A 12,313-nucleotide genomic window follows, 5' to 3' on the forward strand; every position below is an offset into this window, starting at 1 on the left:
TCATCAATGTGACGATAAGCACCTAGGTTCCGGGGCTGACGAGTCCCGACTCGTAGGCCAGCACGACCAGCTGGGCGCGGTCGATCAGGTCGAGCCGCTTCAGCAGCCCGGCGACCTCGGCGGCCACCTCGGACTCCTCGACGGCCAGCGTGACGGCGATCTGGCGGTTGGTGAAGCCCCGGGCGATGAGCCGGACGAGATCGACTTCCGTGTCCGACAGACCGCCGGGCGCGGCGGGGTTCTGGCGGCCCGCGAAGGCGGCGATGAGGTGGGTCGTCACGGCCGGGTCGATCAGCGCGTCGCCCGCCACGGCGGCCCGGACCGCTGCGATGAGCTGCTCGGGGGCGGAGGTCTTCAGGACGAAGCCGCTGACCCCGGCGCGCAGCGCGGAGTAGAGGTTCTCGTCGGTGCCGAAGGTGGTCATCATGATCACCTTCGGCGGATCGTTCCCGGCCAGGATCCGGCGCGCCGCCGCCAGGCCGTCGAGGCGCGGCATCTGGATGTCCATCAGCACGACGTCGGGCCGGGTCAGCTGGACCTGCTGGATCGCCTGCTCGCCGTTCTCGGCCTCGGCCACCATCTCCAGGCCGGGCTCGCTGTCCAGAACCACTTTCAGTCCGGTGCGCACCAGGGCCTGGTCGTCCGCCACCACCACCCGGAGCACACCCGTCGCCGGACGCGCCACGACCGGGGCCGCGGGGGCCGGCCCGTCGAGGTGGGCGGCCTGCCCGAGGATGTCCTGCTCCAGCCGCTGGAGCGTCGGCCCCAGGTCGAGCCCGAGGTCGTCGCGGAGCACGTCGCGGGCTCGCCGGAGCGCGCCGAGCGCGTCGGCCTGCCGCCCGACCCGGTAGAGGGCCACCGCGAGCAGCCGCCAGGACTCCTCGCGCAGCGGGTGGGCCGAGGCGTGCGCCTCCAGATCGGGGATGAGCGCGGCGCTGCGGCCCAGCCGGACGGCCGCGTCGGCCCGCCGCTCGATCGCGATCAGCCGCAGGTCGCCGAGCCGCTGAGCCTCGGCCTGGGCCCAGGCCAGGTCGCCGAACTCGGCCAGCGCCGGGCCCCGCCACAGCGCCAGCGCGGTGTCGAGCCGGGTGAGCGTGGCCTCCAGGTCACCGGCGTCGTCGCGCTTCACCAGGTGTTCGAAGTGCCAGACGTCGACGTCGGCGAGGTCGGCGCGCAGCGCGTATCCGGGCGGTGCGGAGACCAGCACCCCGGCCTCCTCACGGGGCGCCCGGCCGGGCTCCAGGGCCCGGCGCAGCCGCGACACGTAGCCCTGGATCGTCGACAGGGCCTGGACCGGTGGCCGCCCCGGCCACAGCTCGTCGATCAGGGTGCTGACGGGGATCGCCCGCCCGCCCGCCACCAGCAGTCTGGCCAATACGGCCTGCTGCCGCTGGCCCCCCAGATCGAGTGGCCGCCCGTCGGAAACAGCCTGGAACGGCCCCAGGGCCCGAAGTATCACCATGGTGGTGGTAAGCGTAGAGCAACGTCACATGGTGCCGGTCAAGGGAAGCCGGGCCGTGACGACCGTGCCGCCCGTGTCGGGCGCCGTGATCGCGCACGACCCGCCGAGCTCGGCGGCCCGTTCCCGCATCGACGAGGTGCCCACCCCGGCTCTGCGCACCTCGGGCAGCCCGATCCCGTCATCGGCGATCCGGACCGTCAGCAGGCCGTCGTCGAGCGTCAGCAAGATCGATACCCGTCTGGCATGGGCGTGCTTGCGCACGTTGGTGAGCGCCTCCTGCGCGATCCGGTACGCCGCCACCTCCACCGCCGCCGGGAGGTCGGCCGCGGGGCCGTCGACGGAAATGTGGGTGCCGGGGTCGAGGGTCTCGGTGGCCAGCGTCCGGATCGCCTCGATCAGGCCGAGGTCGTCGAGCGCGGGCGGGCGCAGGCCGTAGACGAGTTCGCGGATGTCCCCGGCCACCGCGTCCATGCCCGTCCGCAGGTCGCGCAGCAGGTGGTCGGCGGTCCCGGGGGAGCCCTTGATGGTGAGCCTGGCCATGTTGAGCGTCATCGCCATCGCGCCCAGCGTCTGGCCGAGCCCGTCGTGCAGGTCGCGGCGCAGCCGCCGGCGCTCCTCCTCGCGGGCGGCCAGGATGCGTTCCCGGGAACGCTGCAGGTCACTGGCCATCCGGACGGCGTGCGCGACGTCGGCGACATACGGGAGCAAGGCGGCGATCACGCGTTCGTCGTGGGCGGCGCCGAACCTCCTGCTGCCGGGCCGGCCCAGGAGCAGGCGGCCGACCGGTTCGCCGTGCCAGACCAGCGGGTGCTCCTTGGGGCCGTCGCCGACCTGGCCCGAGGAGACGTGCAGGCCGTTGACGACCTCGACCGCGACGCCGTCGACCGCCAGGCCGTCGCGGACCACGTCGACCACGGCAGCCAGCGCCTCCGACGGGTCGGCGTTGCGTACCTCCTCCACCAGCCGGGCGGTCAGCATCCGGGGATCGCCGACGGGACCGTAGAGGAGCCGGTCCATGCCCCGTTGCAGCAGGCGGCGCAGCGGCTGATAGAAGACGCCGGCGAAGAGCGCGGCGGCCAGACCGGCGACGATGTCGTACTCCGACATGAGCAGGCTGAAGACGGCCCCGGTGCCGAAGTAGACGGCGCTGACCCCGGCGATCGTCCCGGCCACGACGACGGTCCGGCTGAGCACGTTGTCGATGCCGAACAGGCCGTGCCGCAGCACCGAGAACATGATCGACACCGGGATGAGGGCGGTCCAGACCGTGAGGAACGGCCAGTGGCCCGGATTGTCGATCACCAGGAGGACGACGTAGACCGCGAAGGTCAGGGCCGGCCAGGCGACGGCCCTGCGGACCTCCGGGTCGGCCCCGCGTATCCGCACCACCATCGAGACCAGCGCCAGCACGATGCACGCCAGCACGGCGTAGAAGAGCACCTGGTTCAGCGGCGGGTAGAGCCCCTGCGGGACGAACTCCAGCGGGTTCGGGACGACGACGGACCCCGGCGGGAGCGGCCCCTCGGGGACCGGTTCGCCGACCCACAGCAGCGCCCGGGTCACGAAGATCACCCCGGCGACGACCGCGAACACGCTCCAGCCCCGGGAGGGCCGCCGGCCGCCGATGGCGAACAGCGGCACCCAGATCGCCAGGAAGCCGTCGGCCAGCGCCCACGACGCGACGGTCACGATCCGGAAGACGCCCGCCGCCGCCAGGTCGCCGTCGACCGCGGCCCGTGTCGTCAGCGCCAGGAACAGCACGGTCAATCCCGCGAGCAGCCCGCCGACGATCATCAACCGGCCGATCATCAGCCGGGGCCGCCGGGCCGCGATGTAGGCGCCCACGGCCGGGAACGTCGCCCCCGCCGTGTAGTGGGGGGTCGTGCTGAGGGACTCCCGGACGTTCGGGGGAAGCTGGAAGTGGATCCACACGGCCGCGCCGACGACGACGACGGAGACCGCGCCGACGACGGCCGCGATCACCAGTGCCTGGCCCGAACCTCTGTCCTCCATTTCGGGCAGGATATTGAGGAATTATGACTATTGGGTCTTGGTCCTGTGCCGGATCGCCGGGGCGAGAATGATCTGTCCGATCGCGGCCACCAGCCCCAATGCGCCTGTGGTCAACCAGAGCGCCTCATGTCCGATTTCCAGCAGTCGCGTGCCGAGCATCGGGGTGACCGCCGCGCCGACCGACCACGAGAGACCGTAGAGCCCGTTGTACCGTCCCCGCAGATGCGGCGGCGCGAGCGCGGACGTGATCGCCAGGGGCATCCCGGCGGTGAGGATCTCCCCGCAGGTCCAGACGACGATGGCCAGGGCGTATTCGAGGGTCGTGGTGGCGAACGCCTGCAACCCGAACCCCACGCCCACCACCGCGAACCCGGCCGCCAGCACCAGGCTCGGGCTGAACCTGACCAGCCAGGCCGTGGTGATCGGCTGCACCAGGATGATCAGCAGCCCGTTGACCGCGATGGCCGTGCCGTAAGCCTCCGGCGACAGCCCCCGCTGGGTCATCGCGATCGCCATCGTCTGGAACGCCTGCAGGTAGGTGCACGTGTACGCGAGGTTCATCAGCACGAACGCGACCATGGTCCGGTCGCGCAGCACGTCGCGGTAGCCGCCCGGCAGCCGTTCCGCCGCGGGCGGCCGGGTCTCCGGGATCAGCCGCCAGACCAGATAAGCGAAGATCAGGCAACTGGCCGCGTCCACCCAGAACAGCAGCAGGAACCCGCTCGACGCCAGCCTGCCGCCGGCCACCATGGCGATCGAGAACCCCAGGTTGATCGCCCAGAAGAGCAGCCCGAACGCCCGCGGCCGGTCCTCCGGCGACACCACGTCGGCCAGCAGAGCCTGAGAAGCCGGTCTGTACGTGTCCACGACCAGCCCCAGCACGAACATGCCGGCCGCGATGGCGGTCAGGTCCCAGGCGTACCCGAGGAAGATCATGGTCGCCGCGGTCGCCGTCATCCCGCCCGCGAGGGTCGCCCTGCGCCCGACCCGGTCGGCCAGGAACCCCGCGATCGGCTGCGACAGCAGCGACCCGCATCCCCAGAGCGTGAGGATGACCCCGGTCGTCGCGACCGAGACGCCCCGCGACTGGGTCAGGTAGATGCCCATGAGCGGCTGGGCCATCGTGCCGAGCTTGTTGATGGCGGTACCGGAGAAGAGCACCCAGAACTCTCGGGGCAGCCCGCCGACACGGGTGTGGACGAAGGCACGGACGGGGGAGCGTTCGACGGGGGGCGCGGTCATGGGGACAAGCCTCGTGAGCTGGTACGGGATGAAGCGAACCTTTTAGCCCGTGCTAAAACATGGCCTGAAGTCGGTAAATATCGTCGCGGGGAGACGAGGTTCACACGTGGCTGTCGAGTGGTCGTTCACGCCGGGGGACGTGGCGCGGTTGCGGTTCGCCTTCTCGCCCATGTGGGAGGTCGTCGCCAGCCTCCGCGCCCTCCAGGGGGCCGCGCTGCACACCCCGCAGGTGCCGTGGCTGCGGGCGGTGCGCGACCGGCTCACCGCGCTGGGGCTGGGCGACCTGACCGGGCTGGTGCCGGCCGCCGGATACGTGCCCGACTTCCTCACCCCCACGCCCGACACCCACCAGCCCGACTTCGCCGCCGAACTCGCGCTGGTCCGGGCCACGGAACCCCGTGTCGCGCGGGCCGAGGTGGCCCGATCCGCGCCCCGGCGCGCGGGGATGGCCGCGCGCTTCGCGGACGACCCGGCGGGGGCCCTCGCCTGGACGGGGGACGCGCTGGAGTCGTACTGGAACCTGATCTTCGCGGAGTTCTGGCCGAAGGTGCGCGGGGTGCTGGAGGCCGACGTGCTCTACCGGTCGCGGCGGCTGACCGAGGGCGGCGTGCGCGACCTGTTCGCCGCGCTGCACCCGTCGGTGACCTGGCACGGCGACCGGCTGATCGCCGACAAGGGGTGCATCCACTGGGGTGAACTGGGCGGCGCGGGGCTGGTGCTGCTGCCCAGCGTGTTCCAGCCCCTCGACCGCGTCTCGGTCATGCACGAGCCCTACCAGCCGATGCTGATCTATCCGGCCCGGGGGATGGGGAACCTGTGGGCGCGGAGCCCCGAGGAGGTCCCCGGCGCGCTGTCGGCCCTGATCGGGCGGACCCGGGCGCGCATTCTGACCGCGCTGGAGAGCCCGGCGTCGACGTCGGGGCTGGCCCGCGTCATGGAGCTGACGCCGGGCGCGGTCTCGCAGCACCTGACCGTGCTGTCGGACGGCGGGCTGGTGTCCCGGCAGCGACTCGGCCGCGAGGTCCTCTACCGGCGTACCGCCATCGGCGACGCGTTGGTGGGCGAGCCTTAGAGAGGGAGCCTCGCGGTGATCGTGGTGCCTTCGCCGGAGGTGTCGATCTCGCACACTCCGCCCAGTTCGGCGGCGCGTTCGCGCATGGAGGACAGGCCCACCCCCGGCACCGCGTCGAGGGGCATGCCCTGGCCGTTGTCGCGGATCTCCAGGACCAGGTCGACGCCCCGGGTGATGGTGATCGCCGCGTGGGTCGCGGCGGCGTGGCGGTGGATGTTGGTGAGTGCCTCCTGGGCGATGCGGTAGGCCGCCACCTCGACCGCCGCCGGGAGGCCGGTCAGGTCGCCGTCGACCGTCAGGGCGTCGGGGCCGAGATCCTTGACGGCGCCGGCCAGGCCCAGGTCGTCGAGGGCGGGTGGGCGCAGGCCGTAGACGAGTTCGCGGATGTCGCCGGAGACGGCGTCCATGCCGCAGCGGAGGTCGGCCAGCAGGGTGTCGGTGATCTCGGGGCTGCCCTTGAGGTTCAGGCGGGCTGTGGTGATGCGCATCGCCATCGCGGTCAGGGTCTGGCCGAGGCCGTCGTGCAGGTCGCGGCGCAGGCGCCGGCGTTCCTCCTCGCGGGCGGTCAGGATGCGCTCGCGGGACTTCCGCAGCGCCGTGGTCAGGCGCATGGTGTGGGCGGCGTCGGCGATGTACGGGGTCAGGGCCGCGATCACCCGCTCGTCGTGGGCGGCGGGGAAGCGGCGGCGGTCCGGCGGGCCGATCAGGAGGGTGCCGACCGGTTCGCCGTGCCAGACCAGGTCGACCCGGCGGGCCACCACGGGCAGTTCGCCCCAGTCGGTGCGGGTGCCGTCGAGGTCGAGCGCCGCGCCGGTCACCGCCAGGCCCTCTCTGATCGTCTCCAGGGTGGCGAGCAGTCCGTGGACGGGGTCGGTCCGCTGGAGCCGCCGGCGCAGGCCGTCGGCGAGGGTGACCGGGTCGCCGCCGGTGCCGTAGAGGGCCCGGTCGGCGAGCCGGTGCAGGGCCCGTTTCATCGGGTGGAAGAACACGCCGGCGCCGAGGGCCGCGACCAGGCCGAAGTAGCGGTCGACCTCGGCCAGGAACAGGCTGGAGGCGGTGCCGGCCAGCACGTACACGGAGGCGAAGACGGTGACCATCCCGGCGCCCACCAGCGCGCGGGTGATCAGGGTGTCGATGCCGAACAGCCGGTAGCGCAGCACGGCCAGGGTGATCGCGGCCGGGATCAGCGGGATCGTGATCGCGGTGACCCACCACACCGAGTTGCCGATGATCCACGGCACGCTCAGGCAGGCGATGGCCAGCAGCGGCCACAGGATCTGCCGCCGTTCGTCGCCCTCGGCCCGCCGGAACCGGATCACCAGCGACGAGAACGCGATCACCAGCGAGACCGTGACGAGGTGCCGCAGGATCCCCTCGCTCCACGGCGCGTAGGGCGCGAACGCGGGGATCGCGAGAGATTTCGGTCCGATGATGTCGACGATCCAGTCGGCGGCCAGCACGGCGGCCGCGAAGCCGCCCGCCCAGCACCACTTCCGCGACAGGAGCGCCCCGGTCGGGTAGAGCATCGGCAGCAGCACGCCCAGCGCGTAGGTCGTCAGGTTCCACACGCCGTGGGAGAGGACCGCGAGCGGCGTGGTCAGGGTGTCGCGGTCGAGCAGCAGCGCCAGGTCCATCGAGACGATGTTGGCCGCCGCGCCGAGCCCGCCCAGCGTCAGCAGCCAGCCGATCACCAGCTTCGGCCGCCGCTGGACCAGCAGCGCCCCGAAGACCGGGAAGGCGACGCCCATGACGTCTTCCGGCGTGACCGGCAGCGGCCACTCGAGCTCGGGCAGCCGGGAGCTGATCACCAGGTCGGCGACGACCAGGAGGATCGCCGCCCCCGCGATCCCCACGGCCAGGCCCCGCGCCGCCCGATCGGGCACCCGCATCCATTTCGGCCGGGTCTCCACCTCGTGAGAGGCAACGGTCATCAGGCCCCCGCCTTCGTCTCGTTCCCGTGCGTCTCTGAGACGGGGCCCGGTGAGGGAAAGTTCAGCAGATCTCCGGCATTTCGGGTGACGGTTTGTCAGAAGGAGTGGTGATGGTCCGCACCTTGGGAGGAGGCGTGCCGTAGAGGCGTTCGCCGAACCGCTGGGTCGCGCCCGGCCGTAGCCGGACCCCGGTGACGGTGGCCTGGCCGCCGAAGACGTCAGAAACCCTCATCGTGTACGGCCCTGGCCCCGGCCCCGGCGGGAACAGCCAGTAGTTGTCGGGCCCCCGGCGCAGATCCCGCCAGTGGGCTCCGCTCCTGACCCGCACGTGCTTCAGCCGGTTGCCGTGGTCGAGCACCTGCACCGCGCCCCAGTGGGCGGTCGAGCCGGGCTTCACCCGGAACGCCAGCCGCCGCCCCGGCTCCGGGTCGCGGACCTGCCGGTAGGTGATCGCGGCGCTGCCGTCGCTCTTGTGGGCGATGCTGACGAACGCCTCCGCCGACAGGTCGAGATCGCCGGGACCGCAGGCCGGGCAGCGGTCGACGACCAGCACCCGGACCGTCCCGGTCGGCCCCGTCACGTCGAGATAGCCGCCGCAGGCGGCCGACCCGGCGTATTCGGCCGTCGACACCGAGGCGAACAGCATGGGATGGCCCGGCAGCGAGCAGTTCCCCGGCGCCTTCGCCTCGTAGAAGTAGGCCCGCCCTCGCTGGGGGCCCGGGGAGGCGCAGACGGGATCGGTCAGCCGGACGAACACCGCCGCCGCGACCAGCGCCCCGACGGCGAACCCCACTCCGCGGCGCCGCCGGCGCCTCGCGTGTCTCATGTCGGATACATAGAGACACGGAGCGATTACGTTACGTAGATCTTCACTGGTAGCGCGGGGACTCCAGCAGCCATTCGAGGTAGGCCCTCGGCACTCCGAACAGACTTGAGGCCACCTTCTCGACCTCGTCGGGGACCCCGAGTTCCGCGTACGCCTCCGGCAGCGCCTTCGCCGCGTCGGTCAGATCCTCGGCCCGCTCGACGATCCGGTCGGCCACCCACTCGGCCGGGGCGGGCACCCCGATGCGCGACGCCGCCACCCGCAGGTAGTTGTGCGGGTCGCCGCGCTCCTTGCCGAGCGAGGCCACGTCGTTGCACCAGGCCGTGACGTCGACCACGGCGTCGAGGAGCGTCCGCCACGGGGGCGTGGCGTGCAGCCGCCCGGGGACCTCGATCCGCAGGCACCCCTCGATGATCTCGGCCCCGGCCCCCGCGAAGACGTCCCGCCGCAGCGCCGGATACTCCCCGGCCGACGGCACCCGGCCGATCGACCGGTTCACCGCCTGCATCCGGCAGGCCTGCGCCTGCGCCTCCATCCGCGCCGTGAACCGCTGCTCCCAGGCCGGCGACATGTCGGGCGCCGTCACCCGCCACAGGTCGGCGAACGCCGCCACCAGCGGCTCCTCGGTCCGGTGACCGGCGTGGGCGGCGTCCCGCAGGCGGCCCTGCATCAGGTCGAGCACGGTGGTGTCCCGGCTGCCGCTGCCCTCGTCGCACCAGTCGTCGTAGGCCAGTTGCCAGGTGACCCACCGGGCGAGCAGCTCGTTGCCCGGCAGCACCCTGGCGGCCAGACGCTCGGGGCGGGCGGCGATCGAGAGGCCGTACAGACCGGCCCAGGCCCCCAGCGCGCGCGTGTCGCACTCGACCGGCTCTCCGGCGGTCGGCGGCAGAGCGTAGACGAGCGGGGCCAGAACGGCAGCAGCCGAAGGTATGCGCAGCTCAGGGGTCATGTGATGACACGCTAGGTGAGCATTCACCGGGTGTCCCGCAGGCGCGACGGGGAGTCCTCACGGCAGGTGCGTAACGTATGTGAAACACACAAGGGGCACACTGGTAGATGCCCAGACCTGGAACTTTCGTGAGGTAGTCGCCTTGGACCGCCAGCAGGAATTCGTTCTCCGCACACTTGAAGAGCGCGACATCCGGTTCATCCGGCTCTGGTTCACCGACGTCCTGGGCTTCCTGAAGTCCGTGGCCATCGCGCCGGCCGAACTCGAGGGCGCCTTCGCCGAGGGAATCGGCTTCGACGGCTCCGCCATCGAAGGATTCTCCCGGGTGTACGAGTCGGACATGCTCGCCAAGCCCGACCCGTCGACCTTCCAGATCCTGCCGTGGCGCAGCGAGACCCCCGGGGCGGCGAGGATGTTCTGCGACATCCTGATGCCCGACGGATCTCCGTCCCACGCCGACCCCCGCTGGGTGCTGAAGCGGACCCTGGCGCGCGCCGCCGACATGGGGTTCACCTTCTACACCCACCCCGAGGTGGAGTTCTTCCTCCTCCGCAACCGTCCCGAGCGCGGCGTCAAGCCCGAGCCGATCGACGACGGCGGCTACTTCGACCACACCCCGCACAGCGCCGGCCACGACTTCCGCCGCAACGCGATCATGATGCTCGAGGCGATGGGGATCTCGGTCGAGTTCAGCCACCACGAGGGCGCTCCGGGGCAGCAGGAGATAGACCTCCGGTATGCCGACGCCCTGTCGACGGCCGACAACATCATGACGTTCCGTCTCGTGATGAAGGAGGTGGCGCTCGAACAGGGCGTCTGGGCCTCCTTCATGCCGAAGCCCTTCACCGAATACCCCGGGTCGGGGATGCACACCCACATGTCCCTGTTCGAGGGGGACAGGAACGCCTTCTACGAGCCCGGGTCGGACTACCAGCTCTCCAAGGTGGGCCGCTCCTTCATCGGTGGCCTCCTCAAGCACGCGGCCGAGATCACGGCGGTGTGTAACCAGTGGGTGAACTCTTACAAGCGGTTGTGGGGCGACACCGAGGCCATCGCCGGCGCGGGTGGCGAGGCTCCCTCGTACATCTGCTGGGGGCACAACAACCGGTCGGCGCTGGTCCGGGTGCCGATGTACAAGCCGCACAAGGGCGGGTCGACGCGGATCGAGTTCCGGTCCCTGGATTCGGCGTGCAACCCCTACCTGGCTTACGCGATGATCCTCGCCGCGGGGCTCAAGGGGATCGAAGAGGGGTACGACATCCCGGCAGGGGCCGAGGATGACGTGTGGGCACTCACCTCTGGGGAGCGGCGGGCGCTGGGGATCCACCCGCTGCCGCAGTCGCTCGACGAGGCGATCGTGGCCATGGAGCACAGCGAACTCGCGGCGGAGACCCTCGGGGAGCACGTGTTCGACTACTTCCTGCGGAACAAGCGGTCGGAGTGGCGTGAGTACCGCCGCCAGGTGACCGAGTTCGAGCTGGGACGCTACCTGCCGGTCCTGTAAAGCCAGGTCAGAGCGTAGGGCGGGACAACGATGAGTTGTTCCGCCCTGCGCTCTTTTAAGAGCTCTGGGCCGTCGGGCTGGGATTCGGCAGCCTCATGGCCCTTGTCCACAGCCCGCTGGGCATGAGGTGGGTGTAGACCCTGAGCGTGAACCCTGGATCAGTGTGGCCGAGGTGCCTCGGCGCATGCATGCCGTGCTCGCGCGCGGCCTGATGCCCTCTTACCCTTCCCCGACTCCGGGATGACGTCGGCGGCCACGAGAGCGGGTTTCCAGGCGTAAATGTGGAAGTCGCTCCTTCTCACCGGGCCATTGCCCGTGCGGGAGAAGAGCAACAGCTCTCAAAATGATCACACTAGGTGATCGCCAATCTAGCGAAGTACTACTAGGGAAATCCCGGATGCGGTACCTGGGGCGGGCAAGGTTTGTTCGTGATGCAGTGGTGTTGCACTGCGGCGAAGGCCGCTGGACGAGAAGGCATGTTTCTGACGCTGCGTCGTTCTGGCTGGGGATTTCCCGTGATGAATGCTGGCCTGCTCGGCTAGAAAGCTTACGAGCGGAGATGAATCCGCATGTCGACCTCCAACATGTGCCTATCGGAGACGGAATTCCACGTGCAGGAAGGCGGAGGACATGATGGAACGACGGTTCTTTTTGGAAGAGAAAGAACTTCACCAAGGTCAAGTGCATTCGGACGTCGCCAAAGTGCAGAAGTACCTGACTAGAGAGCCTTAATGGCTGAGGTTATGAGAGGTGGGGGTCCAGGCCGGTCTTGGCGATGAACCCGCTGAGGATGCGGCGGCGGTATTGCATGCGTTTGAGCCGGCTCTTCACCAGCGCGAGGAGTTGGTCCTGGTTGCGGGTGGCCAGGTTGGCCAGGGATTTCTTCATGTGGGCCCAGACCGCTTCGACGGGGTTGAACTCCGGCGCGTAGGCGGGCAGGTAGAAGACCGTCAGCCACGGGCGGGCCGCGATCAGCTCGCGCATCCGTGCTGAGTGGTGGGTGTTGAGGTTGTCCCACACCACCACCAGTGGCGCGCCGAGTTGTTGATGCGCCGCGTCGAACAGGGCCGCGTAGTCGGCGGCTGCGAACCCTTTCGGCTCCCCTTTGCGTCCGCGATAGGGGCGGGTGCGGTAGATCAGCCTGGCTCCAGCGGCCGGGTCAGCCGGTTTGACCGCAACCAGCGCGGCGATGGAGATCCGGCCGCCGCCTTTGGCGGTCACCGCCACCACCGGGGTGATCCCGCGTCGTCCCCAGGTCCGGCCCTTGGGTGATCTCAAGGTCTGGGCCGCCTCGTCTTCGAAGCAGAGCCAGGC

9 protein-coding genes are annotated in these 12,313 nt (G+C 70.6%); 2 read left to right on the forward strand and 7 right to left on the reverse strand.

What is annotated here, in order from left to right:
• Window positions 1-22: 22 nt before the first annotated feature.
• From AW272_RS17155 to AW272_RS17165, 3 genes are read right to left on the reverse strand one after another with little or no spacing between them, the layout of a single operon-like run.
• Entirely contained in the window at window positions 23-1,462 is a 1,440-nt protein-coding gene (locus tag AW272_RS17155; RefSeq protein ID WP_066365827.1) for a BTAD domain-containing putative transcriptional regulator, read from the reverse strand.
• Between the two features lie 24 nt (window positions 1,463-1,486).
• Window positions 1,487-3,475, reverse strand: a complete 1,989-nt coding sequence (locus tag AW272_RS42070) for a sensor histidine kinase (RefSeq protein WP_157518590.1) — start codon at window positions 3,473-3,475, stop codon at window positions 1,487-1,489.
• A 27-nt stretch (window positions 3,476-3,502) separates the two neighbouring features.
• Entirely contained in the window at window positions 3,503-4,717 is a 1,215-nt protein-coding gene (locus AW272_RS17165) for an MDR family MFS transporter (protein WP_066365829.1), read from the reverse strand.
• 106 nt (window positions 4,718-4,823) lie between these two features.
• Between AW272_RS17165 and AW272_RS17170 the strand changes: the two genes are divergently transcribed.
• Window positions 4,824-5,789: an ArsR/SmtB family transcription factor gene (locus AW272_RS17170; RefSeq protein WP_066365832.1), complete on the forward strand. Its 966-nt coding sequence runs from the start codon at window positions 4,824-4,826 to the stop codon at window positions 5,787-5,789.
• Here the strand turns inward: AW272_RS17170 and AW272_RS17175 are convergent.
• The 3 genes from AW272_RS17175 to AW272_RS17185 all read right to left on the reverse strand — a co-directional run bounded on the left by AW272_RS17175 (window position 5,786) and on the right by AW272_RS17185 (window position 9,495).
• Window positions 5,786-7,720 (reverse strand): sensor histidine kinase, encoded by a 1,935-nt coding sequence (locus AW272_RS17175; protein WP_083958387.1) that lies wholly within the window; start codon window positions 7,718-7,720, stop codon window positions 5,786-5,788. The genes AW272_RS17170 and AW272_RS17175 overlap by 4 nt on opposite strands.
• Before the next feature lie 61 nt (window positions 7,721-7,781).
• Window positions 7,782-8,546, reverse strand: coding sequence for an expansin EXLX1 family cellulose-binding protein (locus AW272_RS17180; RefSeq protein ID WP_157518591.1), 765 nt, complete (start codon window positions 8,544-8,546; stop codon window positions 7,782-7,784).
• A gap of 43 nt (window positions 8,547-8,589) precedes the next feature.
• Complete coding sequence (locus AW272_RS17185; RefSeq protein ID WP_066365836.1) at window positions 8,590-9,495, reverse strand: terpene synthase family protein; 906 nt, start codon at window positions 9,493-9,495, stop codon at window positions 8,590-8,592.
• A gap of 142 nt (window positions 9,496-9,637) precedes the next feature.
• Here AW272_RS17185 and glnA2 point away from each other — a divergent pair, with 142 nt between their 5' ends.
• Window positions 9,638-10,999 carry a gamma-glutamylpolyamine synthetase GlnA2 gene (gene glnA2, locus AW272_RS17190; RefSeq protein WP_066365838.1) on the forward strand — a complete coding sequence of 454 codons (1,362 nt, stop codon included), beginning with the start codon at window positions 9,638-9,640 and terminating at the stop codon, window positions 10,997-10,999.
• Between the two features lie 741 nt (window positions 11,000-11,740).
• Here glnA2 and AW272_RS17195 read toward each other — a convergent pair.
• A partial coding sequence (locus tag AW272_RS17195) for a transposase (RefSeq protein WP_218010916.1) occupies window positions 11,741-12,313 on the reverse strand: 573 nt, incomplete at its 5' end.

The sequence above is a fragment of the Herbidospora mongoliensis genome (genome assembly GCF_001570545.1).
GTDB lineage: Bacteria > Actinomycetota > Actinomycetes > Streptosporangiales > Streptosporangiaceae > Herbidospora > Herbidospora mongoliensis.

What these genes read in the sequence shown, in the direction of transcription:
- AW272_RS17175 (WP_083958387.1), bottom strand. Translation starts at nt 7,720, where the DNA reads ATGACCGTTGCCTCTCACGAGGTGGAGACCCGGCCGAAATGGATGCGG.
- AW272_RS42070 (WP_157518590.1), bottom strand. Translation starts at nt 3,475, where the DNA reads ATGGAGGACAGAGGTTCGGGCCAGGCACTGGTGATCGCGGCCGTCGTC.
- AW272_RS17180 (WP_157518591.1), bottom strand. Translation starts at nt 8,546, where the DNA reads ATGAGACACGCGAGGCGCCGGCGGCGCCGCGGAGTGGGGTTCGCCGTC.
- AW272_RS17165 (WP_066365829.1), bottom strand. Translation starts at nt 4,717, where the DNA reads ATGACCGCGCCCCCCGTCGAACGCTCCCCCGTCCGTGCCTTCGTCCAC.
- AW272_RS17185 (WP_066365836.1), bottom strand. Translation starts at nt 9,495, where the DNA reads ATGACCCCTGAGCTGCGCATACCTTCGGCTGCTGCCGTTCTGGCCCCG.
- AW272_RS17155 (WP_066365827.1), bottom strand. Translation starts at nt 1,462, where the DNA reads ATGGTGATACTTCGGGCCCTGGGGCCGTTCCAGGCTGTTTCCGACGGG.